The sequence below is a fragment of the Cognatiyoonia sp. genome (genome assembly GCF_965661665.1).
Taxonomy (GTDB): domain Bacteria; phylum Pseudomonadota; class Alphaproteobacteria; order Rhodobacterales; family Rhodobacteraceae; genus Cognatiyoonia.
Genome location: NZ_CBFIEO010000013.1, coordinates 1 through 25,229, shown reverse-complemented (window position 1 = coordinate 25,229; position 25,229 = coordinate 1). Strand labels below are relative to the sequence as shown.

Below are 25,229 nucleotides of genomic sequence, written 5' to 3'. Positions count from 1 at the left end.
GGCCAGGACGCCACGTTGATCGCAAACGCGACTTGACATGGTCACCCGTATTCGCGCAACCGCGCGACATAGCGCGCCATCGTATCAATTTCGATGTTGATTTTGTCACCCACGGCGACATCGCCCCAAGTTGTCTCGGACTTTGTGTGTGGGATAAAGTTGATGCCGAAATCCGCGCCCGCGACCTCATTCACCGTCAGCGAAGTGCCATTGAGTGCAACCGACCCCTTCGGCGCAATAAACTTTGCCAATGCCTCTGGCGCGCGGAACGTCACACGGGTGCTGTCGCCCTCATCCCGAACATCCACCACCTCAGCCACGCCATCTACATGACCGGAAACGATGTGGCCACCAAGCTCATCCCCAACCTTCAACGCCCGCTCAAGGTTGACCCGCGCCCCTTCGCGCCATGATCCCACATTTGTCGCACCAACAGTTTCGGCAGAGATCTCTACATCAAACCAGTTCTGCGGCTCCCGTCCCAAAGCGATCACCGTCAGGCACACGCCGTTGCAGGCAATCGACGCGCCCAAATCAATGCTATCCACATCATAAACCGTGCCGATCCGTGCCCGCAGATCGCCGCGCTGCTCTAACTCAAGCACGGTCCCGATATCGGTGATGATCCCAGTGAACATGATGGTATTCCTTGCTGTTTCCCCTGACCTAGCGGTCAAGCTGTCGACAGACAAGTTTTCAGGCCAAGATCTCTGCCATATTTTTGGCAAATCATCAGGGTATAGGAACAAGTATTAATGCGGATGTTGTCGGTATGATCATGTCATCTGTTCGCAATTTCTTGTTCTTGCAGGGCCCGCACGGCCCGTTCTTCCACAAATTGGCGACTATGCTGCGCAAAGCTGGCGCCGACGTGTCGCGCGTTGGTCCACGCTATGCTCATTGACTATCCGCGCTACCGCGATCCCGTCACGGGTCGTCCCTGCCCTGTGGAAGTGATCGTCGACCGGCTTGACAAAGGCGAAATACCCGCGCCCGGGCGTTTCAATCGCAGCCTCTCAAAACTCCAAGGGCTGTTTGCGAGCTACGCCCACCTTTGGCGCTAGCGACGCCAGACAGTCATCGTATCAGGCCCCACGGACCGCACATCCTCTAGCGCAAAGCGCGGTGCGTCTGAAAGGGCCTCTACCCCCAGCGACGCCAAGCTCGACATCCCATCCGCGCCGATGCCAACGCCTGCGGTGAAGACAACAAGTTCGTCGACAAGACCCGCTCGCAAAAGCGACGCGGCCAACCCACCGCCACCTTCGCAGAACACGCGGGTCAACCCGGCTTCGGCCAAGGCTTCGAGCCCCTTGGCCAAATCCATCGGCGCATCACAGTCAAAGCACCGCGCACCCAGCCCTTCCCAAACCGAGGTCGCCGCACCAGACTGATGCAGAACCCACACCGGCTGCTCATTTGCCGTTCGCGCAATCGTACCATCCGTCGGAATGTTCAAGTTCTGACTGACAACCACCCGCACCGGCTGAGGCACATCAGCCATGCCCCGCACGTTCAATGATGGGTCATCGGCCCGCGCCGTGCCGGCCCCAACCATCACGGCGTCATGCCGAGCTCGCATGGCATGCACTACATGCCGCGCCTCCGGCCCCGTGATCCACTGGCTTTCGCCCGTGCGGGTCGTGATCCGCCCGTCCACGGACCCTGCCAACTTCAACGTGACAAATGGCCGACCAATTGACACCCGCGCAAAAAAGCCAGCATGGTCACGATTGGCGGCGCCCTTACAAACACCAACCGCAACGTCGACGCCCGCGGTGCGCAGCATTTCAATCCCCTTGCCACTCACCCGTGGATCAGGGTCTGTCGTCGCCACAACAACCCGCGCGACACCGGCGGCGATCAGTGCCTCCGAACAAGGACCGGTCTCGCCGATATGGGCACAAGGCTCCAAGGTCACATAAGCCGTGGCGCCTTTCGCCAAAGCTCCAGCTTCGGCCAGCGCCACAACCTCTGCATGGGGACGTCCACCATCCGCGGTCCAGCCACGCCCCACGACCTGCCCTGCCTTCACCAGAATGCAGCCCACCGCCGGATTGGGCCAAACTCGACCCAAACCGCGCTGCCCAAGGGACAGCGCGGTGCGCATGAAATCTACATCTGTGTGGGTCGTCACGAGGCTGGGGAGTCGTCAGGCCGCAACTCACTGACGAATTTGTCGAAGTCGTCCGCCGCTTGGAAGTTCTTGTAAACACTGGCGAAGCGCACATAGGCCACCGTGTCGATCCGCGCGAGGCTTTCCATCACGATCCCACCAATGGTGGTCGATGGAATGTCGGTCTCGCCCATACTCTCCAACCGCCGAACGATGCCGGAAATCATCTGGTCGATTCGGTCTGGATCAATCGGGCGTTTCTGAAGACTGATCCGGATCGAGCGTTCCAGCTTATCGCGGTCAAAATCTTCGCGCCGACCGTTGGACTTGATCACTACCAGATCGCGCAGCTGTACGCGCTCATAGGTCGTGAATCGTCCGCCACAGGCCGGACAAAACCGGCGCCGCCGGATGGCTGCGTGATCCTCCGCAGGGCGGGAATCCTTCACTTGTGTGTCAACGTTTCCGCAAAAGGGGCAACGCATGGGCCTGTCCTCATCTCTTTCGTCTTGGGTATCTTCCCAAGTTATCCACAGATACTATAGGCACCTTGCCAGAGTTTGGGTAGGCCCAAAACACAACCACCAAATGATGTGTCGGTTTGGCACCGACCTATGCTGACAGATGCGCCACCACACGGCTGCTGTGCGGACAGTCCTGACGTTCGAAAAGTAAATTTCCTGCCATGTTCTAAGCGCCAAACGCCCTGACATGACATAAATAGACAAGCTTACTGGCATCATCGCCGCCTTGATATACGCAGGCCTATCATCCGACCCTTCGTGTGTATGGGGCAGATAGGACATCGACGGGTCCGTCGTCGGCGGCACCAAGCGGGCGAAATAGTTTGGCAAATCCACCTGCACCTCTGGATCCGCATTCTCCAGAATGAGCGGCGAACAAGAGGTGTGCTGCACAAATAGCGTGAGCAGCCCCTCACCGACATCCGACGCCTGCACCCACCGCGCCACATCGCCGGTGAACTCATAAAGTCCTTGCCCACGCGTCTCGATCTCAAAAATCTTCATGCCCACTCCTTTCCCTGACCCTGACGCAGCGCGTATGGTACCGCAAGATCAGAGAGGAAACCCATGCTCGACAAACGCAACATGTCTTATAGGGCGCTGCCCCTGCCGCACCACGTCTCCCGCTCGGTCGCGGACGCGCTCCACCATGCAGAGGCGTTTCGCGACTACATGAGTAAGCGACACTCCATCCGTGAATTCAGCGACAAACCTGTCCCGCGCGAAGTGATCGAACATTGCCTAATGACGGCGGGCTCAGCCCCCTCCGGCGCTAATCACCAGCCGTGGTTCTTCGCCGCCATTTCTGACCCTGCGATGAAAGCCCGAATCCGCGAAGAGGCCGAGATTGAAGAACAGAAATTCTACGAACGCGGGATTGAGGATGAATGGATCAAAGCGCTCGAACCCATCGGCACCGACGCCAACAAACCGCACCTCACTACCGCGCCGTGGTTGATCGTCGTCTTCGCGCAGCGGTGGGGGGAATTTGAGGACGGCACCCGTTACAAAAACTACTACGTGCCGGAAAGCGTGGGCATCGCCACGGGGTTCTTGCTCGCCGCGCTCCACAACGCGGGTCTTAGCACACTGACCCATACACCGAACCCGATGAAATTCCTCAATGGCGCCCTAAACCGCCCCGCGTCCGAAAAACCAACAATGATCATCACCGTCGGCCACGCGGCCGAGGATGCGACTGTTCCAGAGGTGGCCAAGTACAAGAAGCCGTTGGATCAGATATCGGAGTTCTTCTAGTCGAAGATCGCGTCGCCCATCTGGTCGATCACCTGCCGCGCTTTGGCGGCTGAAATCTCCGTCGCCTCATCCAAATCCCCGAACGTATCCGCGCGGACCACCTGATGGGTCTTCACCCCATCCGGTGCGTCCTTTTCAATCCGCGCCGCAAGGCGATAGGTCGAGCCTTCTTTGATAGGCTCCGCAAAAATGCGGTACCCATTATACTCTTCAGCTTTTGGGGCTTCAGCGAGCTTCGATTTTTGCCCAAATAACCACATCATAAATCTCCTAACGTAGATGAACAAAACGACGACCAAACCGACGTATAAAACTAGCGGAAGTCCGGCCAGAAGAAAAAGCAGAAGCGATCTTACTCGAATATAATTCGACAGATCACCCAACCAATCCCAATCGGGCCAACATGACATTGGTTGAAGGCCTAGCTGAACGTTGCCCGCTTCACAAAAAACAGCGACCAGAGCGGGACAAGGACCGTGGGACTAACAGTGGCCGCGAATGCAATAAACGTAGCCCAATTGTGCTGACCTTTGGTCAGCGAACTTGCCAAGGCTTACTGATCCAAGAAGCTCCGCAGTTTGCGGCTCCGGCTTGGGTGCTTGAGCTTACGGAGAGCCTTCGCTTCGATCTGACGGATCCGTTCGCGGGTCACGCTGAACTGCTGGCCGACCTCTTCAAGCGTGTGGTCAGTGTTCATGCCGATGCCAAAGCGCATCCGCAGAACCCGCTCCTCACGCGGCGTTAGGGAGGACAGAACACGTGTCGTCGTCTCTTTCAGGTTCTCCTGAATCGCGCTGTCCAAAGGCAAGATTGCGTTCTTGTCCTCGATGAAATCGCCAAGCTGGCTGTCTTCCTCGTCGCCAATCGGCGTTTCTAGGGAGATCGGCTCTTTCGCGATCTTCATGACTTTGCGGACCTTTTCCAAAGGCATTTGCAGCTTTTCTGCCAATTCCTCTGGCGTTGGCTCACGGCCAATCTCATGCAGCATCTGCCGACCGGTCCGCACAAGCTTGTTGATCGTTTCGATCATGTGCACCGGAATACGGATTGTGCGGGCTTGGTCTGCGATCGAGCGAGTGATCGCCTGACGGATCCACCATGTCGCGTAGGTGGAGAATTTGTAGCCGCGGCGATACTCAAACTTATCGACCGCTTTCATAAGGCCGATGTTACCTTCCTGAATAAGATCAAGAAATTGCAGGCCACGGTTCGTGTATTTCTTGGCGATAGAGATCACGAGACGCAGGTTGGCTTCGACCATCTCTTTCTTCGCCTGACGGGCTTCTTTCTCACCCTTTTGAACCTGCTGCACGATGCGGCGGAATTCGGTGATATCAACACCAACGTATTGACCAACTTGCGCCATATCCCCGCGCAGCTCTTCAATTTTGTCGGTGGAGCGTTCCATCAACATCTGCCAGCCGCGACCAGTCTTTTCGCCCATCTCGGCAAGCCAGTTCGGGTCAAGTTCCCGCCCACGATAAGCGTCGATGAATTCACGACGGTTGATGCGGGCTTGGTCGGCCAGTTTGACCATGGCGCTGTCGATCGACATGATTCTACGGTTAATACCGTAAAGCTGGTCGATCAGCGCTTCGATCCGGTTGTTGTGGAGGTGAAGCGAGTTCACGTAGTCCACAATCTCCTGACGGAGCTTTTGGTATTTCTTCTCTTCTTTATCAGAAAAGCTGCTGTCCTCGTTTAACGTTGCGGACATCCGCGCGTCTTGCATGTCGCTCAACTTGGCAAAGTCGCGCGCGATCAAGTCCAGCGTCTCAAGCACACGCGGCTTGAGCGAGGCTTCCATCGCCGCCAAAGACATGCTTGCAACGTCATCATCATCGTCGTCATCATCTTTTGCAATCGGGTTGCCATCGGCATCCAATTCTTGCGCTTCTTCTTTCTTTTCAGCAGGCGCGGCAGTGGCAGAGGACGTGACAACTTCCTCTTCCTCATCATCCTCACCCATCTGGTTTCCAAAGGTGGTTTCCAGATCAATAACGTCGCGCAACAGGATGTCCTCATTGAGCAATTCGTCGCGCCAGATGGTGATCGCTTGGAACGTGAGCGGGCTTTCACACAGCCCGAGGATCATCGTATTGCGGCCGGCCTCGATCCGTTTCGCAATTGCAATCTCACCTTCGCGGGACAACAGCTCGACGGAGCCCATTTCCCGCAGATACATCCGAACAGGATCATCCGTGCGGTCGAGCTTCTCCGTCTCACCAGTGGAGATCGCAACTTCGCCTGGACCTTTGACGGTCGCGACCTCGGTGGAGCCTTGGTTCTCCTCTGCCTCTTCGGATTCTTCTTCCTCGGTGACCTGAATGCCCATTTCGGACAGCATCGACATCACGTCTTCGATCTGGTCGGAGGACACCTGATCTGGCGGCAATACCGCGTTCAGCTGATCGTAGGTGATATATCCGCGCTCTCGCGCATCAGCGATCATCTTTTTGACAGCGGCTTGGCTCATGTCGAGCGATACGTCATCCTGATCGGTGGGCTTACGGTCGTCCGTGTCCTTGGCGGCCATGGTGGCTCCCTTGCATCATACGTCACATATACCCGGAGTGATTCGGGTGATTCGCATTAAACCGAACCAATCCCTTGAACGACTGATTCGCAAGCATCAGATGCTTATTTTTTGGCTCTGTTGCTCTTGTTCCCTTTGGCGATTCACGACCTAGACCGTGACCCACCCTTAGTAAAGTCTATCTGATTCAGAAGATCGTTAAGCGATCCAAGTTCATCTTTGTTTAATTTCGCGCCGTTTTCGGCTTCTTCGTAGTCTGTGTCGTCACCGCCGGCGATCTTCGCGGTTTGATCCAGCGCTTCCGCCGCCCGAGCCAACCGCCATGTCAGCCCTTCATCGGTTACGCCTTCGATTTCTTGCATTGCATCGGCAAGTTCCGCCGGATGACCCGCGCGCGCCCGCATTTTCCCAAACTCGCCAGACAGACACAGACGGGCCGTTTCCAGATCACCTGCCCGTCGCACTGCTGGTGTGATGGCGACATGGTTTTGACCGAACAGCTTTTCAAGGGCGCTGGTGCCAATCTCTGCATCAATTGCGCCGCGCAGGTCATCTTTTTCGGCATGCCGCAAGATTACATCACGCAAACGTCCGTGATAAGTGTCACGAAACTCCATCATTTCGATGTCGCTCTCAAACTCCACCAAGATCGCAGGGGTCGAGACCAAAGTGGCAAGGATGACAGCCTCTCGAAGATATTCCTCACTGCTGACCCCTAACGCCAATGCAGAAGTTTTGCTGCTCGCAATCGGCGCGACATTGCGCTGCCAATCCGCTTGATAGCGTCCGTACCCCGCGCGCGGTCTCGCCTTTGGACCGGCCCCCGCAGCCTTCGGACGGGCAGAGAAAAGCCGCCAACGCAGGTCTTTGATCGCCTGCCCATAATGGCTCCGGATCGATGGGTCCGCGATCAATTTGATTTTATCCCTCAACGCCTTATCAAGCGCAGCTTTCCGTTCGGGGCTGTCAAATGTCTTGCCATCCGTCTCCCGCCGCCAAAGCAGTTGAACCATTGGGATCGCATCGTCGAGCAATTTTTGCATCGCGCCTTTGCCCTGCTGTTTCAGCAGGTCGTCGGGATCCAACCCTTCAGGCATGATAGCAAAGCGCAAGGATTGCCCCGCTTCCAACAACGGCAACGCGATGTCGATCACCCGCATCGCCGCCCTCAGACCCGCCGTGTCCCCGTCCAAGGCAAGGATCGGCTCCGGCGCGATCCGCCAGAGCATCCGCAAATGATGCTCCGTAATCGCCGTGCCCAGAGCTGCGACCGTGGCGGGAAAGCCCGCCTCCGACAGCGCGATCACGTCCATATACCCCTCAGCCACGATCAGCGGATTGCCTTTGCCCGCCGCCTCCCGCGCAGGGCCGTGGTTGTAGAGGGTTCGAGACTTATCAAACAGCAAAGTCTCCGGCGAATTCAGATACTTGGCACGCGCATTTGGATCCATCGCACGCCCGCCCAGCGCAATCGCCCGCCCGCGCGCATCGCGAATTGGAAAGATGATCCGGCCGCGGAACCGATCATAAGGCGAGCCACCCCGATCACTTTCAGCCGCAAGGCCAGCATCCAGAACCTTCTTCTGTTCCACGCCCTTGCCCGTCAGATGCGCCAGCACCCCGCCATTGTCCGGCGCAAACCCGATGTTCCAGCGCGCCTGTGCCTCCGCATCCAGACCGCGCCGTTCCAGATAACCCCGCGCAGCCCCTGCCGCACCAGTTTGCAGGTTCAGGCGGAAATGTTTGACCGCCTGTTCCATCACTTCGGCCAATTCCGTCCTCTCATCCGCTTTCTGCTGCGCCATCGGATCGCGCTCGGGCATCTGCATCCCAGCCTCATCCGCAAGGATCTTCACCGCTTCCATGAAGCCGACATTCTCCGTTTCACGCACGAAAGAAATTGCATCCCCTTTCGCATGACAGCCAAAGCAATAATAATAGCCCTTCTTGTCATCCACGTGGAAACTGGCGGTCTTTTCCTGATGAAACGGGCATGGCGCCCATAAATCCCCCTTTCCAGGGTTGGACTTGCGGTTGTCCCACATCACTTTCCGCCCCGCGACCTGTCCCATCGACAGTCGGGTGCGCAATTCGTCCAAAAATCCGGGTGGCAGACTCATATTCGCATTATTCCGCCAGCCGTCGGCAGAGTCGAGAAGTCATCGTCGCAAATAAAAGCGCAGCGAACGCACCATCCGCTGCGCTCGAATGACTCTAGAGCCCTTTGGCCTTGTAGCTCGCCGCCACCTTGCCAATGGAGACAAGGTAGGCCGCCGTCCGCAAATCCTTCACGTCATCACGGCCGTGCCAGACCTCCCGCATGTCCTGGTAGGCTTTGCGCATCGTGTCATCGAGGCCAGATCGCACCAGCTCCAACTCCCCCGCGCCTTTGAGGTACCTGTCCTTAAACCCTGGCGACAGTTCCCAGCCAAGGCCCTTGTCGCCCGACAAACGCTCCAACTCATCAACGAGCAATTGGTGGCGGCTTTCCTCCGCGCGGCGCTGCATCCGGCCAAAGCGGATGTGGCTCAGGTTCTTGACCCACTCGAAATATGACACCGTCACACCGCCTGCGTTGGCATACATGTCCGGAATGATGACACAGCCCTTATCCCGCAGAATTTCGTCGGCACCAGCCGTGACAGGTCCGTTCGCGGCCTCAATAATCAAAGGTGCTTTGATCCGCTCTGCGTTGTCGAGGTTGATCACACCTTCCAACGCCGCAGGGATCAGAATATCGCAGTCCGCTTCCAGCACTTCGGCCCCGTCCCCACGGTGCCGCGCATCAGGGTAGCCCGCAACGCCGCCATGCTTGGTAATCCAAGCGCGCACGGCTTCGACGTCCAGCCCGTTCTCATCATGCAGCGCACCATCGCGCTCAATAATGCCCGTGATCTTCGCGCCGTCCTCCTGGGACAAGAATTTCGCCGCGTGATAGCCCACGTTGCCCAGACCTTGGACAATGATGCGTTTACCCTTGAGCGTGCCCTCAAGCCCAGCAGCCGCAATGTCCTTTGGGTGCCGGAAGAACTCCTGCAAGGCATATTGCACACCGCGCCCCGTCGCTTCGACACGGCCGGCAATACCACCTGCATTCGGCGGCTTACCGGTGACACAGGCGGCAGCGTTGATGTCGCTCGTGTTCATCCGGCGGTACTGGTCGGCGATCCACGCCATCTCCCGCTCGCCCGTGCCCATATCTGGCGCGGGTACGTTCTGGGACGGATCGATCAGATCGCGCTTGGCCAATTCATACGCAAAACGCCGCGTGATGAGTTCCAACTCATGCTCCTCATAATCCATCGGATTGATGCAGAGCCCGCCCTTGGAGCCCCCAAACGGCGCCTCAACCAAAGCGCATTTGTAGGTCATCAAAGCGGCCAGCGCCTCCACTTCGTTCTGGTTCACGCTGGGGGCGTAGCGAATACCGCCCTTCACCGGTTCCATATGCTCCGAATGGACCGAGCGATATCCGACAAACGTGTGAATGTCGCCCCGCAGCCGCACGCCAAACCGCACAGTATAGGTCGCGTTACAGACACGGATTTTCTCTTCCAACCCCGGCGACAATCCCATCAGCGCAACAGCACGATTAAACATGATGTCGACGGACTCGCGAAAACTCGGTTCATTCTTAGAGGATTCAGGTGCCATTTTGGCACTCCTTTGTTTTGATCAAATATCACGGAGGCAAAAAGGACTCTCGGTATTCAGAACCTTAGAAGATTAACTGACGCTAGCACACCTCTTTTCCTCATCTGTGATCGCACGTGATGACCCGAAACGGCATCCAGAACCTATTAGCGGTTCCGCTTTGTGAACAATGGCACCTGGAACCCCGTATTCGTTTCTAGAACGCACGCCGAAGGTAGATTTTTTTCGCCGACGCGCCCCAATTCGAACACATCCAAATGATCTATAGCCCTTGGGATGTCGTGTCTTGGCTTCGTTTTGCCGGACGAACAATAAGGATTGAGTACAATGAGTTATGCCCCGCGTTTGACAAGCAAGTTATCTATCTCATCGCCAGCTGCATTTTTGCGCCGGTGCCGCCGTGACGAAGACGGTGAGATGACGATCTTCACACTCTTTATCCTCATTCTCTTACTCGTCTTGGTAGGCATGGCCGTTGACTTCATGCGGTTTGAATCGCGACGTACTATTATGCAAGGCGCCGTCGACCGTGCCGTGCTCGCCGCTGCTGACCTAGACCAGCAGGGTGATCCAGACGCGGTGGTTCGCGACTGCGTTGAAAAAGCAAAGGACGCGAATTGCCTGGACGGCGATCCGATCATGACAAACGGGTCAAACTTCAGAAGCGTTACCGCGAACTGCAAATTGGACCTGAACACATACTTTCTTAAATTCTTGGGCGTGAACCAGTTGACAGCCCGCGCCACGTCGACAGCGATCGAAAGCGTTGGAAATGTCGAAGTGTCGCTCGTATTGGATATTTCCGGCTCTATGGGGACTTGGGTTTCCGGTGCGGGCACAACCCGGATGGGCAAATTGAAAGAAGCGTCCACAGCCTTTGTCGAGCAATTGCTGACAAATGACCACAAAGATCGCATCTCTATCTTTTTGATCCCCTACACAACCAACGTAAATGCTGGGCCTGAACTGTTCGACGCCGTTAACCTGCCGCGCAAGCATTGGTTTTCCGAATGTGTGAACTTCCGTTGCACAGATTTCGACACGACGATTTGGCCGACAACCGGCGCGACCATCGATCTTGCAGACGAACCTAACATGGACAAATTGGAGCAAGCTCAGCACTTCACTTACCGCAATTGGAATAATGGTGTTTGCCCAGTTGAGATTTACGAGCAAATCATCCCGCTCACACAAGATAAATCTGATCTGTTAACCGCGATTGATGATTTCGAGCCGCCCGCATCTACTGCAATTTACCAGGGCCTGAAATTAAGCGCAGCCTTGTTGGACCCATCCATAAATGCTGCCTACAACAGTTTGCCGAGGCACATGCGCGGCTCAGCGTTTTCTGATCGCCCCGTGGCGTTTGGATCTGCAGGTAGCTTGGGCGGCACTCTGCAATACATTTCGTTATGACGGATTGTCAGAACTGGGACATTCGGCATCTACGGGATGAGCACTATAACCAGGTCAGCGAAATCGCGCACTGGGGTGATCAGACCTACCTCGACTACTACTACAGCCATCTCGGTCAACGCTGGAACTACTATGACATCACACGCGAGAAGTGCTCACGTTGGGATAGCGACGTCTTGATGGATCAAATCTGCTTTGGAAGCGAAAACAACTCAGTCTGCTAATCCTGCTTTGCGAGCCTAAACGCAATCTGTTCGGCCATAAATTTAGCCGGGCCCGCTGACGACACACCTCCTACGCCAAACCGACGCCCTAGCCGCCACCAAAGGCCAGGCTCCCATGCGTGCTGCATTGGCTCTTTCGTGTGGACCGTGAAGCCATTCGACGGCTTCAAGGCAAACGCCCCGCGCTCCACATGCTTGATGTTATCCCAAGCGACCAGCAGTGACCCGTCACCCGCTTCAATCCCATTTTCTGTCAGTAAAACTGTACCTTGCGTGGCGATCCTCAACCTGTCAGCGGCATAAATGCAAAGGATTCCGAAGGCGATCAGAAACGCGCGGGAGATAACACCGCCAAGGCTCACGAAACTCAAATAAATCAGCAGAATTCCCAGCCCGAACACGACAAGAAATCCAAACCACCGCCGCGGGGCGGCAGCCCCAAGACGGGCATAAATTGGATCAGAACTTTCACTAGCCATCGCCGCCTCCCTCACAATACCGCTGGTTTAGCGAAGGCACGAAAGATTGACTACCCTACCGATTGGGTACCACCTCATAGCCCGGCTCTTCCGGTTCATCGTCAATCATCTCTGCCGGGAAACCTGGGGCCGTAATGTCCAGACCCGTCGCCTCCTCCAGCCGCCTGATAATGTCATCGGACTGCGCCCGCTCCCCAAAACGCGCGATGCCATCCTCGAATATACTGATCATCAGTGGACTAATTTCCAGCGGCACCTCATGCCGTTCCGCAATCTCTTGAAACAGTCCAATATCCTTTTTCACCAAATCCATCGTGAAATTGATATCGCGGCAGCCGTTCAGGATCATCTGGCTTTCGGTTTCATGCACGAACGATGTACCCGAGCTGATCTTGATCGCCTCATAGGTCGTCGACAAATCAAGCCCCGCCGCCTTCATCGTCACCAGCGCCTCGCAACAGGTCAAAAGGTTCGCGGTCGCCAGATAGTTCGTCATCACCTTCAACAGGCTCGCCGATCCAATCGGCCCCGTGTGCAACACCCGCCGGCCCAAAGTCGTCAGCAATGGTAACACCCGCTCAAACGTCGCCCGATCGCACCCCGCAAAAATGCTGATGTTACCCGTCGCAGCACGGTGACACCCCCCCGAGACGGGGCATTCCACCGCCGCCCCACCCCGCGCCTCAACCAAAGCGGCGAGGCGTTTCACCTCTTCCGCATCGGTTGTCGACATTTCCATCCAGATTGTGCCGTCCGTCACCTCCGGAATCATGGCACTGACCACGGCATTGCACGCCGCAGGCGACGGCAGGCAGGTCACAACCGCCTCGCATTCTCTCATCAACTCAGCGGGGGAAGATGCCGCCATCGCCCCACAGTCCACGAACCCCTGTATCAGCGCATCATCCAAATCATGCACCCACAGGTCATGCCCATTGCGCAGCAAGCTGCCTGCAAGCTTGGCCCCAACGTTCCCCAATCCAATAAACCCGACGCGCATTCTCTTCTCCCTCGCCTTTGGCCAAACGCTGATTGCCTGCGCAGCACAGGTCTGCTCCATTTACGACGCTTTTTTGGTCGCCTTGATGTGCGTTCATGCACAATGCGTTCTATTGATCCCCCACTCTGCACGCACTAGCTGAGGTGCAAAGGAGAACACTATGTCTATTCGTCCCGTTCTTGAACAACGCCACGCCGTCCCAAAGATGGAAGGGGCAGGCGTCAAACTGCAACGTGCCTTCGGGTTCCAAGACCCGACGGAGCTTGATCCGTTTCTACTGTTCGATGATTTCCGCAACGATTTCCCTCAAGACTTTGAAAAAGGGTTCCCGTGGCATCCCCACCGCGGCATTGAGACGATCACCTATGTGCTCGACGGCACCGTCAGCCATGCCGACAGCCTTGGCAACACCGGCGATCTAAATGCAGGCGACGTGCAATGGATGACCGCCGGATCGGGCATCATGCACCAGGAAATGCCACGCGGAAACGCCAACGGCCAGATGCATGGCTTCCAGCTTTGGTCGAATCTGCCCGGGTCTCTCAAAATGACAGCACCCCGCTATCAAGACGTCGAAGCAAAGGACATCCCAACCGTTGTGGATGATGATGGCACCTCTGTGCGCGTCATTATTGGCGAGTTCTGGGGCAAAACCGGCCCTGTCGATGGCATCGCCGCGGATCCACAATACCTCGACGTCTCAATCCCCGCAGGCGTGAAAAAGACGATCAAGATCGACACCTATCGCCGCGCGTTTGCCTATGTCTTCGCGGGCAGCGGCAGCTTTGTCGATGCGTCCAAACCCACAGGTGTGCTTTTGGAAAAAGAAGTGATGGGCGAAGAGGTCAACATACGCGACATGTCCGGCAACCGCACGCTGGTCCGCTTTGGAACCGGCGACGAAATTACCGTGCAAGCGGGTGATGAAGGGATGCGCTTCCTGCTCATATCTGGCGCGCCGTTGGAAGAGCCGGTCGCATGGCACGGCCCCATCGTAATGAACACCCGCGACGAGTTGCGCCAAGCGATCAAAGACCTCAACAACGGCACCTTTATCAAGCCGGCACACTAGCGCCAACACACAAAAATTGGCCCTGCACATAGGTTGCGCAGGGCGAACCCCATATCGTATACCCGCACCATCAAAAGCAAGGGCTTCTTCATGCGGTGGTTCATCAGCGCAACAACTCTTTTCCTGACAGCTTGCGCTGAATTCCCCCAGCTTGACGGCACAATCGACGATGCCGCCCGCAATGCACCCTATCCGGGCCTCATCAACATCGACGACATCACCGCGACGGCGCCAGCGACCAATCCAGACACCGCTGGCCTGCAAAGCCGCATTGATGCGCTCAACGCCAAGGCCAACAGCTTGCGCGCACAGCCCATCTCCAATTGATCCCGATCGCCTTTGATCCGTTGCGATGATCCGCCGAATTGGATAACACCGCGCGGAGTATGATCTTTACCGACGGAAGCCTGCCATGACCAAACCCCTGCGCCTCGGAATTGCTGGACTGGGAACAGTTGGCATCGGGATGGTGAAGATCGTCCAGAACCATGCTAACAAACTCGCCTTGCGTGCGGGTCGCCCCATTGAAATCAGCGCCGTTTCCGCCCGTGACAAAACCAAAGATCGTGGCGCGGACCTCTCCGCCTATGCATGGGAGGATGATGCCGTCGCCCTTGCCCAGCGCGATGATGTGGATGTCTATGTTGAACTGATGGGCGGCCACGACGGCCCCGCCAAAGACAGCATCGAAGCCGCCATCACTGCGGGCAAAGACGTGGTCACCGCCAACAAAGCCCTGCTTGCCATCCACGGCCAAGCACTTGCTGAACAGGCCGAAGCGGCAGGTCAGGTGATCCGCTTTGAAGCCGCCGTCGCGGGCGGCATCCCTGTAGTGAAAGCCCTGACCGAAGGGCTTGCCGGAAACGAAATCACCCGCGTGATGGGCGTCATGAACGGCAGCTGCAACTATATCCTGACACGGATGCAAGACGCGGGCCTGACCTATGAAGAGGTGTTCGACGAGGCCAACGCCCTAGGCTACCTCGAAGCGGACCCCCAGCTTGACGTGGGCGGCATCGATGCGGCGCATAAGCTCGCGATCCTCGCCTCCATCGCTTACGGTACGCAGGTGGATTTCGACGCGGTCGACCTTGAAGGGATCGGCTCCGTCACAATCGAAGACATCAACCAAGCCGCGGATATGGGCTACCGGATCAAGCTTCTGGGCGTCGCGCAATTGACAGGGCGCGGCCTCGAACAGCGCATGTCACCGTGCCTTGTGCCCGACACCTCACCGCTCGGACAACTCCAAGGTGGCACCAACATGGTCGTGCTGGAAGGCGACGCCGTAGAACAGATCGTTCTGCGCGGCCCAGGCGCGGGTGAAGGGCCAACTGCAAGTGCGGTTGCAGCGGACGTCATAGACATCGGCCGCGGCCTGCGCCTGCCAACATTCGGCCAGCCCGCCACATCACTCGTCAAGGCGCGCCCCGCACGCGCAGCTGTTTCCGCGCCCTATTACATCCGTCTGCAAATCGTCGACAAACCCGGATCGCTTGCCAAAATCGCGGCGGTCTTGGGGGATGCGGGCGTCTCCATCGACAGGATGCGCCAATACGGACACAGCGAACCCTCCGCCCCGATCCTGATCGTCACCCACAAAACCACCCGCACCGCAATTGATGAGGCGATGGAGGGCTGCGTCGCCACCGGACTGGTCGAAGGCGACCCCGTGACCATTCGGATCGAGACGGTCTAAACCCGCCACACATCAAACCTTTCTTTAGCGTTTTCACAGTATGTTAGCGCACCCAGTATTGCAGCCCGAAGGTCACCTCGGTAACCGATCCTCAATAACCAATGGATGTTTCAATGCCCCAAGCCGCTGATTTTAACGACCGCGCCCTGTCACTCGGCCTTGCCCGCGTGTCGGAAGCCGCCGCCATCGCTTGCGCACCCCTTATTGGACGTGGTGATGAGAAAGCAGCTGATCAAGCTGCCGTGGACGCGATGCGCACGCAGCTCAACAGCCTCGACATCTCTGGCGTCGTCGTGATCGGTGAAGGCGAGCGGGACGAAGCGCCGATGCTCTACATCGGCGAAGAAGTGGGCACGGGCACCGGCCCAGGCGTCGATATCGCGCTCGACCCGCTGGAAGGCACCACGCTGACCGCCAAAGACATGCCAAACGCATTGGCGGTGATCGCAATGGGCCCGCGCAGCTCCATGCTGCACGCGCCGGATGTCTACATGAACAAGCTCGCTATTGGCCCCGGCTATCGCGACGGCGTTGTGACGATGGATATGAGCCCGTCAGAGCGTGTCTCAGCCCTCGCCGCCGCGAAAGGCTGCTCCACCAACGACATTACCGTCTGCGTGCTGGAACGCCCACGCCACGAAGACATGATCGAAGAAATCCGCAACACAGGTGCCTCCATCCGTCTGATCACCGATGGCGACGTTGCAGGCGTAATGCACTGCGCCGAAGCCGCGAAAACCGGCATTGACATGTACATGGGCTCTGGCGGCGCGCCAGAAGGTGTGTTGGCTGCGGCTGCGCTGAAATGCATGGGCGGGCAAATCTTCGGACAGCTCACCTTCCGCAATGATGACGAACGCGCCCGCGCCAAAAAAGCAGGCATCACCAATTTCGATCGCGTTTACACCCGCGACGACATGGTGACAGGCGATGTGATCTTTGCAGCAACTGGCGTGACCGACGGCTCTCTCCTACCTGGCATCAAGCGTGAGGTCGGATATGTCACCGCCGAAACCGTTCTGATGCGGTCCAAAACCGGTTCCGTCCGGCGGATGACCTACCGCAACCCGACGGGCTAAAGAAATTCGCAAAGAACGAATTGAGGGCGTGGCCAAGGCTGCGCCCTCTCTCTATTGTGGCGCGCAATGAGCAGCACACAAGATACACCCGCTTTCCTGAATGTGGAGGCGTCCCTGACAGGCCGCCGCTGGATTGGCCCAACCTTGGCCGAGGACCGCATGGCCGACGCGATGGAACAAGTCACGGGTCTACCTGCTCCACTGTGCCGCGTGTTGGTGCGACGCGGGATCGATTCTTCTGATGCAACGGGGTTTCTGGAGCCCAAGCTCCGCGACCTCCTGCCTGACCCGCGCAGCCTCCGCGATATAGAAAAGGCCGCCAAACGCTTCGTGGCAGCCGCAACAACCCTCGAAAAGATCGCCATCTTCGCGGATTACGACGTTGATGGCGGCAGTTCAGCGGCACTCCTGCTCGATTGGTTGCGCCAGATGGGCCAGCCTGCAACGCTCTACATCCCCGACCGAATTGACGAAGGCTACGGCCCCAACGACGCGGCAATGTCCGCCCTCGCCAAGGATCATGACCTGATCATCTGCGTTGACTGTGGCACGCTGTCCCACGGACCAATCGCAGCGGCAAAAGGCGCAGATGTCATCGTCCTCGATCACCACCTCGCAGGCGAAACGCTGCCCGACGCTTTGGCCGTCGTAAACCCCAACAGGCAAGATGAGGATGGATCGCTCGCCCACCTCTGCGCAGCCGCAGTTGTGTTCCTGATGCTGGTGGAGGCGAACCGCCAACTCCGCGAAGCGGGCAAAGCTGGCCCTGACCTCATGGCGATGCTCGATCTTGTGGGCTTTGCGACCGTCGCCGACGTCGCACCCCTCATCGGCGTCAACCGCGCCTTCGTCAGACAGGGCCTTGCGGTCATGGCCCGCCGCGAACGGCTAGGGCTGGTGGCGTTGGCGGATGAGGCTGGTATGGCCTCCGCCCCCAGCGCCTATCATCTGGGCTTCTTGCTCGGCCCGCGCATCAACGCAGGCGGGCGTGTCGGCAAGGCTGACCTTGGTGCACGACTTCTGGCTAGCACCGACCCGCAAGAGGCGAAATCGCTTGCCGCCAAGCTCGACGAACTCAACACCGAACGGCGCGAAATTGAAAACATTGTCCGCGATTTGGCGTTGGAGCAAGCCACCGAACGCGGGCTGGACGCGCCGCTTGTCTGGGCGGCTGGCGAAGGCTGGCACCCAGGCGTCGTGGGCATCGTTGCCTCCCGCCTCAAAGAGCTCACCAACCGCCCCGCTGTGGTCATTGGCTTGAACGGCGACGAAGGCAAAGGATCGGGCCGCTCCGTCACAGGCATCGACCTTGGCGCGTCGATCCAGCGCTTGGCGGGCGAAGGACAATTGCTCAAAGGCGGCGGTCATAAGATGGCCGCTGGTCTGACCGTGGCACGCGGTAAACTGGAACCCGCGATGGCGCGGCTGGCAGAACTGCTCGACAAGCAAGGCGCGGGTAAGCTTGGCCCACGTGACATAACGCTCAACGGGATTCTGATGCCCAGCGCAGTGACGGTGGAACTTGTTGAACAGCTCGAAACCGCTGGCCCCTTTGGGGCTGGCGCCTCCGCCCCGCGGTTTGCTTTCCCTGATTGCCAAATCCTCTTTGCCAAACAAGTGGGCACCAACCATCTCAAGGTCGCTTTTAGTGACGGGATGGGCGCGCGGCTGGATGCCATCGCGTTCAACGCAATGGACGGGCCGATTGGGCAAGAGCTGCCACAACACGGTGGCGGGCGCTTCCATCTGGCGGGACGATTGGATCTCAACACATGGCAAGGCCGCACCTCCCCACAGCTTCGATTGGAAGACGCAGCACCAGCCGTTTAGCCGCCAAAAATCATCCAGGAATTTTGCAAAAAACCCTCTTGCCCTTGGCACTGGGTTTCCCTAAAAGCGCCTCACCAAGAGCGGTCCCTTCGTCTATCGGTTAGGACGCCAGGTTTTCAACCTGGAAAGAGGGGTTCGATTCCCCTAGGGACTGCCAAGGTACGCCCCCTCAAGCAATGGTGATGCTGACAGGCTCCAGCCCGTCTACTGTGCCTTGCGCTGTGTCGCCTAACACCAACGGCCCGACACCGGCAGGTGTGCCCGTTAAAATCACGTCACCCGCCCGCAGATGATAAAACGTCGACAGGTCTGCGATGATTGCGGGCACCGAATGGATCAGATCATCCAGCGTCGAATCCTGTTTCAAGTCGCCGTTTACCGTCAGCGCAATCCGCTGATCATCAATCGCGCCAAACGCCTCTTTCGGGGTAATCGGGGCCAACACCGCCGCATCCTCAAAATCTTTGGCCACGCTCCACGGGCGCTGCTTGTCCTTCGCCGCAATCTGCAAATCGCGGCGGGTCAGGTCCAAAGAACAACCATAGCCATAGACCGCATCCAGCGCCGCCGCCTCTGTCACCTCGAACGCATCGCCTGATAGATAGACGGCAAACTCCATCTCATGATGCAGGTTCGTTGTCTTCAACGCATAAGGGATCGTCGCTCCGCTCAACACCACGGACGCAGGGGATTTGGTGAAATAAAACGGCGCTTCATAGTCCGCCGTGCTGCCCATCTCCGTCGCGTGCGCAGCATAGTTCTGCCCCACACAGAAAATGCGCCCCAACGGAAAGAATTGATCGCTTCCGTGGATCGACACCAACGGCGCCACGGGTACCTCAAAAATAGTCTTAGACATGATCAGCGTTCTCCCAAAGTCGCCAGAGTGGTTGCCCGCAAGGTCGCCAGCCGAGTCTCAAGCTGCGCCCGCGATGTGGCATTGTATTTCGCATTAGCACTTGTCGTGTAGAAGAAATCCGCAAAGGCGTCCGTGCTGATCCCCTGATCCGCCAGCTTGGTCTCAAACGGGGCGAAGACACCGGTCAGCGCCTCAACCCACTTCTTTGTGCCTTCGGTCATCTCATCAACCGCATGGGTGTTGAACCCTTCGATCAAATCCGCCGATTCGGGGGAGGACATGATCATGTCGTACCAGTTGAGCGGCCCGATCTGGAAAAACATGTCGATCTTCTCAGCAACACTCGCCCCAGATGCCCACAATTCAGCCACCTGCGCCAACCCTGTTTCGGCTCCAAACCGGATTGCTGCAACAAGCACCTGCTCTTTGTTGGGATATTTGTTATAAAGCGTCTGACGGGACACACCTGCCGCGTCGGCCAAATCGGCCATCGTGGTCTTCTTGTACCCGTAGCGCGAAATCACAGAAATCGCGGACTCGATAATATGGGTCTCTGACTTTGCCATAAGGCCCTTATTTTACATCTTGCTATGTTTTGTCAAATTTGACATTTTTTTTAAAAATGTCAATATGTCTACGCATGGGAGGGTGATCTCATGAAGCTAACGGTGAACGGAACGGAACACGAGGTCGACGTTGGCCCGAATATGCCCCTCCTTTGGGTTTTACGTGATGAATTAGGCCTCACCGGCACCAAATATGGCTGCGGTATCGCGCAATGCGGGGCCTGCACCGTCCAAATCGACGGTGTCGCAGTGCGCTCCTGCCAAGTGGCCGTGAGCGATCTTTTCGGCGAAGTGACCACCATCGAAAAACTGGGTACCCCTGAGGCCATGCACGCCGTGCAAGAGGCGTGGGTCGAACATTAGGTCGCGCAATGCGGCTACTGTCAGTCCGGTCAAATCATGCAGGCGGCATCGCTCTTCTATGACAACCCAGGCCCGACGGATGAAACCATTGATCTAGTCATGTCCGGCAACCTCTGCCGCTGTGGCACCTACCCCCGCATCCGCGCCGCTGTAAAAATAGCCGGTGCCAAACTGAGGGAGGCATAATCATGGGACGTGTTGCAAGTATCACCCCCCGCCCCTAAGGCTCCAGCCGCCTGACACAAAGCCAGCTGGCGGCGATCATCGCCGCCGCTGTGACTAGGCAAAGCGGCAAACCACCAAGCTGGTAACTTGCGCCCGACGCCACTGTCCCAACCAACCGCCCCGCCGCGTTCGCCATATAGTAGAACCCCACATCCATCGTCACAAGGGTCCGATCCGTGAACGCAAGGATCAGGTAAGAATGCAGGGCGGAGTTTACCGCGAAAATCGCCCCAAATACCAACAAACCCACCACAATCAACACCGTAAGCGCGGTCGATTGTCCAGTCGTCAGCAATGTCGCGAAGGCCAGCGCGATGGGAACGACAATAAGCACCCCAACCCAGAATGACGCGGCAGAGATCAACACCCCACCTGACCGCGTCTCAGCCCGCAGCACTTTCGGCGTAGCCGCCTGCACAATCCCGTACAGGATCACCCAAATGGCCATGAAGCCGCCAATTAAGAAAAACGCCGCGCGCTGCCCCTCCGCCGTGCCATCCGACAGAACCGAATAGAAATAGATCGGGATACCCACCACGAACCACACATCCCGCGCCCCGAACAAAAACAAACGTGCCGCACTCAGCCAGTTGATGTTCCAGTTCTTGGAAAACACTTCTTTGAACTTTGCATCCTTGCGGCCTTGCGGCAATCCAGACGGCATCCTGAGCAAGATCACTGCAAAGATCACTGCCAGTATCACTGCCATCCCCAAAATGGACGGCACGAACCCAAAAAGCGCCAGCGCCGCAGCCCCAACCAAAAAGCCCAGCCCCTTGACCGCGTTCTTTGATCCGGTCAGCACCGCCACCCAGCGAAACAAGCTCCCGTCCTCTTGTGGCGCCAATATTTTCACCGCACTTTTGGAACTCATCTTCGCAAGGTCTTTCGCCACGCCCGACGCGCCTTGCACGGCCATCACAAAAACAACCGATCCCGTCAGAGACCACGCCGGATCCAACTGCGCCAGGGCCAGCAGCGCCCCGATCTGAATGGCAAGGCCTGCGTAGAGCGTTGAGGTCAGACCAAACCGCGCCGCGATCCAGCCTGCGGACAGGTTCGTGACCACGCCCGCGATCTCATAAAGCACAAACAGATAAGCCAGCTGCACCGGCGAGAAACCCAGCGTGTTGAAGTGCAGCAGCACCAACATCCGCATGGCCCCATCGGTCAGCATGAACGCCCAATAGACTGACGTCACCGTGATGTAAGCGGCAAATCCGGCCGGTCGAGTCATAAGCTGTCGCCTACCATCCGCGCCACATCAATCAAACGATGCGCATAACCCCATTCGTTGTCGTACCACGCATAGACCTTCACCTGCGTGCCGTTGACCACCATCGTGGAGGGTGCATCGACAATCGAAGACCGCGCATCGTTGACGTAATCGGTGCTCACCAAAGGCCGCGTCTCATAACCGAGGATGCCCTTCAGCTCCCCATCCGCCGCCGCCTCGAACAAGGCGTTTACCTCATCGGCAGTCGTCTCCCGCGCAACCTCAAACACACAATCCGTCAGCGACGCATTCAAAAGCGGCACCCTTACCGCATGGCCGTTCAGCTTACCCGTCAGTTCCGGATAGATCAGCGTGATCGCCGTGGCAGATCCCGTCGTCGTCGGGATCAAGGAATTGAGCGCTGACCGCGCGCGCCGCAAATCCTTGGCGGGGCGGTCCACAATGGTTTGCGTGTTGGTGACATCATGGATCGTCGTGATCGACCCGTGTTTGATGCCCACCCCCTCGTGAATGACCTTCACCACTGGGGCCAAGCAATTCGTTGTGCAACTCGCCGCTGTCACGATTTGATGCGTGGCAGGGTCGTAGATGCCGTCATTCACACCATAAACGATATTCGCGGTCGGACCGTCTTTTACCGGGGCCGACACCACCACCTTTTTCACCCCTCCCGCGAAATAAGGCGTAAGGGCAGCTTCCGTCTTGAAGGCCCCCGTGCAGTCGATCACCACATCGACCCCGTCGAGCGGCAATTCTTCAATCCGCCGTGTGCTAAGCGCCGGAATGCGCTGCCCATCAATCGTGATGCTGTCCTCGGCCGCCACAAACTCGGCGTCCCAACGCCCATGCACGGTGTCAAACTCCAACAGATGCGCGTGCATCGCTGGATCGCCCACCGCATCGTTGACAAAGGCGATCTCCGCCCCGCTCTCCAACAGTGGCGTCAGCGCCAGCTTCCCGATCCGGCCCAAACCGTTCAGCGCATAAGTTGTCATGGAAGGCCCCCCTTAGCAGCAGTCCCCGAACCGCCTAAGTCCGATTTGTAACGGTTTTGCGACGATGTGCACCGCTATTCAATATGCACGCTCTTTGTCCAGAAGCGCGCCATCAGCAAAACAGCCGCCACCGCCAAGCCGACCACAAGCCCAAGCCACAGCCCGACCTCATCCAAGCCCGTGACAAACGCCAGATAATAGCTGACCGGCATGCCGATGATCCAATAGCTCACCACCGCCATCCCCATCGGCACCGCGGTGTCCTGCACCCCGCGTAGCAACCCCAGCGCCATCACCTGCGCCGCATCGACCACCTGAAACAGCGCTGCAAACGCCAAGAGCAGGACACCAATCCGAATAAGCTCCCCCTTCAACGGTTCATCAGGGTCGATGAAGAGCGATATCAAGACCTCCGGCACGATCAGGAAGAGCGCGACTGTGAACAATGCGAACACCGCCGAAAGTCCGATGATCGCAATGCCACCCTTGCGCAACTGCTCCTCATCCTTGCGTCCCACCGCCCGACCCGCCCGCACGGTAGCCGCCTGCGACAACCCGATGTGCACCATGAACGTGAGGCTCGCCAATTGGATTGCGATGCCGTGGGCAGCCAATTCCAACTCCCCGATCCAGCCCATCAGGAACGCGCTAACAGAGAACAGCCCGCCTTCCGCCAAGGACGTCAGGCCAATCGGCCAACCAAGCCGGAACACGCGGCCAAACACCTCCCAATCGGATTTGAGGATGTTGCGCGTCAACTGATGCTGCGGCAGCTTTTTCAGCGCATAGGCCAACAAGATCCCAACCGTGACCACCTGTAATAGGACAGATGCAATCGCCGCACCTTGAATCCCCAGCTCCGGCGCACCCCAGTTGCCAAAAATCAGCGCGGAGTTGACGAAGGCGTTCATCACAGCAGCCGCCACCGTGCCCCACAAAATGATCCCCGTATGCTCCAACGCCGCCAGATAGGACTTCAACGTCATCACCAATAGCGCAGGCACCATCCCCAGAGAGGCAATGACCAGATAGTCATGCGCCAAGGCCGCAATCGTCTCCGTCTGGCCTGTAGCCAGCAAAATCGGTTCTGCCCAGAAGAATGGGATTGTGAATACGACCCCATAGATAACCGACAACCATAGACCCATCCGCGTGATCCGGCGCACCTGCGTGTCATCGCCCTCTTCTTCCGCCGCGGCCACCAAAGGCGTCACCGCCATGGCAAAGCCTGCACCCACAATAAAGGTCACGAAAAAGGCGGTGGTGGCGAGCGTGACAGCTGCCAAAGCCGTCACATCATACCAGCCCAACATCACTGTATCGGTGATATGAATGGCAAACTGCGCAAGGTTGCTCGCAATCAGGGGCAGGCCCAACTTCAACGCTGCCCGGCTGTGTTCCCCATATGACTGCGCCATCCGTTCCATGCTGAAGGGCTACGCCCCTTCGGTGACCGCGTAAACCCTCATGCTAGACGATCGCCAATGATGCGGTAGGATTAATCACAGGAAGCCCGCAATGGCCGACATCATCGAAACCGCCAGAGCGTTCCATGCAGAGCTCAAGGCTAACAACACCAAAGCGTGGTGGAACGAAAACCGTGGGACATATAACAAAGAACTGCTGCCCAATTTCGCGACGGAACTCCCAAATCTTCGAAACAATCCTAGCCCCTCGGCTGATTGTTAATCCATCAAAAGCAATTGAAAAGAATCACTTTTTGTTTGGGCCTCAGCCCAATCCAGCCACATTCCCACGGTCTATTAAACAAGGATAAAGACCTGGGAGATTGACATGACTTTTGCTCGCACCCATTTCGACGACCGTCGCTGGTTCTTTGGCCTACTCCGAGCCCCTCGCCGTGGCGTATCGAAGAAGCCCCTGACACGCTTTCAGGCACAGGACCGCCACGCGGCCTAAGCCAAATTCGTCTTCCCCCTGCTGTTTGGCCCTGACATAATGGCGCCAAACAGCAAAAGAGCAGCGGTATGGCAGACGACCTGTTTCAGGGCAAAAGCCCTGATGACTACAACGCCGACAGTATTGAAGTCCTCGAAGGGCTCGAACCGGTGCGCAAACGCCCCGGCATGTACATTGG

The 25,229-nt window shown here is 57.6% G+C and carries 23 protein-coding genes, 1 tRNA gene and 4 pseudogenes; 13 read left to right on the top strand and 15 right to left on the bottom strand.

Going from position 1 to position 25,229, the window contains the following annotated elements; translation table 11 throughout:
• Positions 1–41 precede the first annotated feature (41 nt).
• The gene (locus ACTF5F_RS09725; RefSeq protein WP_438956677.1) at positions 42–638 is read right to left on the bottom strand and encodes a riboflavin synthase; all 597 of its coding nucleotides are present in this window, start codon (positions 636–638) and stop codon (positions 42–44) included.
• 140 nt (positions 639–778) lie between these two features.
• On the opposite strand from ACTF5F_RS09725, the pseudogene ACTF5F_RS09720 reads away from it, so the two are divergent.
• Positions 779–886 (top strand): annotated as a pseudogene (locus ACTF5F_RS09720) (capsule biosynthesis protein CapA); the annotation flags it as partial.
• Positions 867–1,064 (top strand): annotated as a pseudogene (locus ACTF5F_RS09715) (hypothetical protein); the annotation flags it as partial. The pseudogenes ACTF5F_RS09720 and ACTF5F_RS09715, both read left to right, overlap by 20 nt.
• On the opposite strand, the gene ribD reads toward ACTF5F_RS09715, so the two are convergent.
• The 3 genes and pseudogenes from ribD to ACTF5F_RS09700 all read right to left on the bottom strand — a co-directional run bounded on the left by ribD (position 1,061) and on the right by ACTF5F_RS09700 (position 3,144).
• Positions 1,061–2,137 (bottom strand): bifunctional diaminohydroxyphosphoribosylaminopyrimidine deaminase/5-amino-6-(5-phosphoribosylamino)uracil reductase RibD, encoded by a 1,077-nt coding sequence (ribD, locus tag ACTF5F_RS09710; RefSeq protein ID WP_438956676.1) that lies wholly within the window; start codon positions 2,135–2,137, stop codon positions 1,061–1,063. The pseudogene ACTF5F_RS09715 and the gene ribD overlap by 4 nt on opposite strands.
• Positions 2,134–2,601, bottom strand: a complete 468-nt coding sequence (gene nrdR, locus ACTF5F_RS09705) for a transcriptional regulator NrdR (RefSeq protein WP_438956675.1) — start codon at positions 2,599–2,601, stop codon at positions 2,134–2,136. Before nrdR ends, ribD begins: the two co-directional genes overlap by 4 nt.
• 127 nt (positions 2,602–2,728) lie before the next feature.
• Positions 2,729–3,144, bottom strand: a pseudogene (locus ACTF5F_RS09700) (secondary thiamine-phosphate synthase enzyme YjbQ).
• Between the two features lie 63 nt (positions 3,145–3,207).
• Between ACTF5F_RS09700 and ACTF5F_RS09695 the strand changes: the two are divergent.
• Positions 3,208–3,897, top strand: coding sequence for a nitroreductase family protein (locus ACTF5F_RS09695; protein WP_438956674.1), 690 nt, complete (start codon positions 3,208–3,210; stop codon positions 3,895–3,897).
• On the opposite strand, the gene ACTF5F_RS09690 is transcribed toward ACTF5F_RS09695, so the two are convergent.
• From ACTF5F_RS09690 to ACTF5F_RS09675, 4 genes are all read right to left on the bottom strand, one after another.
• On the bottom strand, positions 3,894–4,160 hold the full coding sequence (locus ACTF5F_RS09690; RefSeq protein WP_438956673.1) for an HlyU family transcriptional regulator: 267 nt from the start codon (positions 4,158–4,160) through the stop codon (positions 3,894–3,896). The two genes, ACTF5F_RS09695 and ACTF5F_RS09690, sit on opposite strands and share 4 nt — an antisense overlap.
• 290 nt (positions 4,161–4,450) lie before the next feature.
• Positions 4,451–6,433, bottom strand: a complete 1,983-nt coding sequence (rpoD, locus tag ACTF5F_RS09685) for an RNA polymerase sigma factor RpoD (RefSeq protein WP_438956672.1) — start codon at positions 6,431–6,433, stop codon at positions 4,451–4,453.
• Between the two features lie 143 nt (positions 6,434–6,576).
• Positions 6,577–8,553, bottom strand: a complete 1,977-nt coding sequence (gene dnaG / locus ACTF5F_RS09680) for a DNA primase (protein ID WP_438956671.1) — start codon at positions 8,551–8,553, stop codon at positions 6,577–6,579.
• Between the two features lie 94 nt (positions 8,554–8,647).
• Entirely contained in the window at positions 8,648–10,087 is a 1,440-nt protein-coding gene (locus ACTF5F_RS09675) for a Glu/Leu/Phe/Val family dehydrogenase (protein ID WP_438956670.1), read from the bottom strand.
• 417 nt (positions 10,088–10,504) lie between these two features.
• Between ACTF5F_RS09675 and ACTF5F_RS09670 the strand changes: the two genes are divergently transcribed.
• Together ACTF5F_RS09670 and ACTF5F_RS09665 are read left to right on the top strand one after the other, a co-directional pair.
• Entirely contained in the window at positions 10,505–11,503 is a 999-nt protein-coding gene (locus ACTF5F_RS09670) for a pilus assembly protein TadG-related protein (RefSeq protein ID WP_438956669.1), read from the top strand.
• Positions 11,500–11,727 (top strand): hypothetical protein, encoded by a 228-nt coding sequence (locus tag ACTF5F_RS09665; RefSeq protein WP_438956668.1) that lies wholly within the window; start codon positions 11,500–11,502, stop codon positions 11,725–11,727. The genes ACTF5F_RS09670 and ACTF5F_RS09665 overlap by 4 nt, the downstream gene beginning before the upstream one ends.
• On the opposite strand, the gene ACTF5F_RS09660 is transcribed toward ACTF5F_RS09665, so the two are convergent.
• The gene (locus ACTF5F_RS09660; RefSeq protein ID WP_438956667.1) at positions 11,724–12,206 is read right to left on the bottom strand and encodes a hypothetical protein; all 483 of its coding nucleotides are present in this window, start codon (positions 12,204–12,206) and stop codon (positions 11,724–11,726) included. The genes ACTF5F_RS09665 and ACTF5F_RS09660 overlap by 4 nt on opposite strands.
• A 55-nt stretch (positions 12,207–12,261) precedes the next feature.
• Positions 12,262–13,206: an NAD(P)-dependent oxidoreductase gene (locus ACTF5F_RS09655; RefSeq protein ID WP_438956666.1), complete on the bottom strand. Its 945-nt coding sequence runs from the start codon at positions 13,204–13,206 to the stop codon at positions 12,262–12,264.
• Between the two features lie 160 nt (positions 13,207–13,366).
• Between ACTF5F_RS09655 and ACTF5F_RS09650 the strand changes: the two genes are divergently transcribed.
• From ACTF5F_RS09650 to ACTF5F_RS09625, 6 genes are all read left to right on the top strand, one after another.
• On the top strand, positions 13,367–14,278 hold the full coding sequence (locus tag ACTF5F_RS09650) for a pirin family protein (protein WP_438956665.1): 912 nt from the start codon (positions 13,367–13,369) through the stop codon (positions 14,276–14,278).
• Between the two features lie 90 nt (positions 14,279–14,368).
• On the top strand, positions 14,369–14,605 hold the full coding sequence (locus tag ACTF5F_RS09645) for a hypothetical protein (protein ID WP_438956664.1): 237 nt from the start codon (positions 14,369–14,371) through the stop codon (positions 14,603–14,605).
• 85 nt (positions 14,606–14,690) lie between these two features.
• Positions 14,691–15,977, top strand: coding sequence for a homoserine dehydrogenase (locus ACTF5F_RS09640; RefSeq protein ID WP_438956663.1), 1,287 nt, complete (start codon positions 14,691–14,693; stop codon positions 15,975–15,977).
• A gap of 113 nt (positions 15,978–16,090) precedes the next feature.
• Positions 16,091–17,056 carry a class II fructose-bisphosphatase gene (gene glpX, locus ACTF5F_RS09635; RefSeq protein WP_438956662.1) on the top strand — a complete coding sequence of 322 codons (966 nt, stop codon included), beginning with the start codon at positions 16,091–16,093 and terminating at the stop codon, positions 17,054–17,056.
• Positions 17,057–17,122: 66 nt separating this feature from the next.
• Complete coding sequence (gene recJ, locus ACTF5F_RS09630) at positions 17,123–18,886, top strand: single-stranded-DNA-specific exonuclease RecJ (protein WP_438956661.1); 1,764 nt, start codon at positions 17,123–17,125, stop codon at positions 18,884–18,886.
• A gap of 82 nt (positions 18,887–18,968) precedes the next feature.
• Positions 18,969–19,043: transfer RNA gene (locus tag ACTF5F_RS09625), tRNA-Glu, on the top strand.
• 12 nt (positions 19,044–19,055) lie between these two features.
• Here the strand turns inward: ACTF5F_RS09625 and ACTF5F_RS09620 are convergent.
• Together ACTF5F_RS09620 and ACTF5F_RS09615 are read right to left on the bottom strand one after the other, a co-directional pair.
• A complete protein-coding gene (locus ACTF5F_RS09620) occupies positions 19,056–19,745 on the bottom strand; it encodes a fumarylacetoacetate hydrolase family protein (protein ID WP_438956660.1) in 690 nt (229 codons plus the stop codon).
• A gap of 2 nt (positions 19,746–19,747) precedes the next feature.
• A complete protein-coding gene (locus tag ACTF5F_RS09615; protein ID WP_438956659.1) occupies positions 19,748–20,311 on the bottom strand; it encodes a TetR/AcrR family transcriptional regulator in 564 nt (187 codons plus the stop codon).
• Positions 20,312–20,401: 90 nt separating this feature from the next.
• Here ACTF5F_RS09615 and ACTF5F_RS09610 point away from each other — a divergent pair.
• Positions 20,402–20,860: pseudogene (locus tag ACTF5F_RS09610) on the top strand ((2Fe-2S)-binding protein).
• 34 nt (positions 20,861–20,894) lie between these two features.
• On the opposite strand, the gene arsJ reads toward ACTF5F_RS09610, so the two are convergent.
• The 3 genes from arsJ to ACTF5F_RS09595 all read right to left on the bottom strand — a co-directional run bounded on the left by arsJ (position 20,895) and on the right by ACTF5F_RS09595 (position 24,558).
• Positions 20,895–22,136, bottom strand: coding sequence for an organoarsenical effux MFS transporter ArsJ (arsJ, locus tag ACTF5F_RS09605; RefSeq protein ID WP_438956658.1), 1,242 nt, complete (start codon positions 22,134–22,136; stop codon positions 20,895–20,897).
• Entirely contained in the window at positions 22,133–23,131 is a 999-nt protein-coding gene (locus ACTF5F_RS09600) for an ArsJ-associated glyceraldehyde-3-phosphate dehydrogenase (RefSeq protein ID WP_438956657.1), read from the bottom strand. Before ACTF5F_RS09600 ends, arsJ begins: the two co-directional genes overlap by 4 nt.
• A 74-nt stretch (positions 23,132–23,205) precedes the next feature.
• A complete protein-coding gene (locus tag ACTF5F_RS09595) occupies positions 23,206–24,558 on the bottom strand; it encodes an MATE family efflux transporter (protein WP_438956656.1) in 1,353 nt (450 codons plus the stop codon).
• Between the two features lie 91 nt (positions 24,559–24,649).
• On the opposite strand from ACTF5F_RS09595, the gene ACTF5F_RS09590 reads away from it, so the two are divergent.
• Positions 24,650–24,820: a hypothetical protein gene (locus tag ACTF5F_RS09590; protein ID WP_438956655.1), complete on the top strand. Its 171-nt coding sequence runs from the start codon at positions 24,650–24,652 to the stop codon at positions 24,818–24,820.
• The last annotated feature ends 409 nt before the right edge of the window (positions 24,821–25,229 follow it).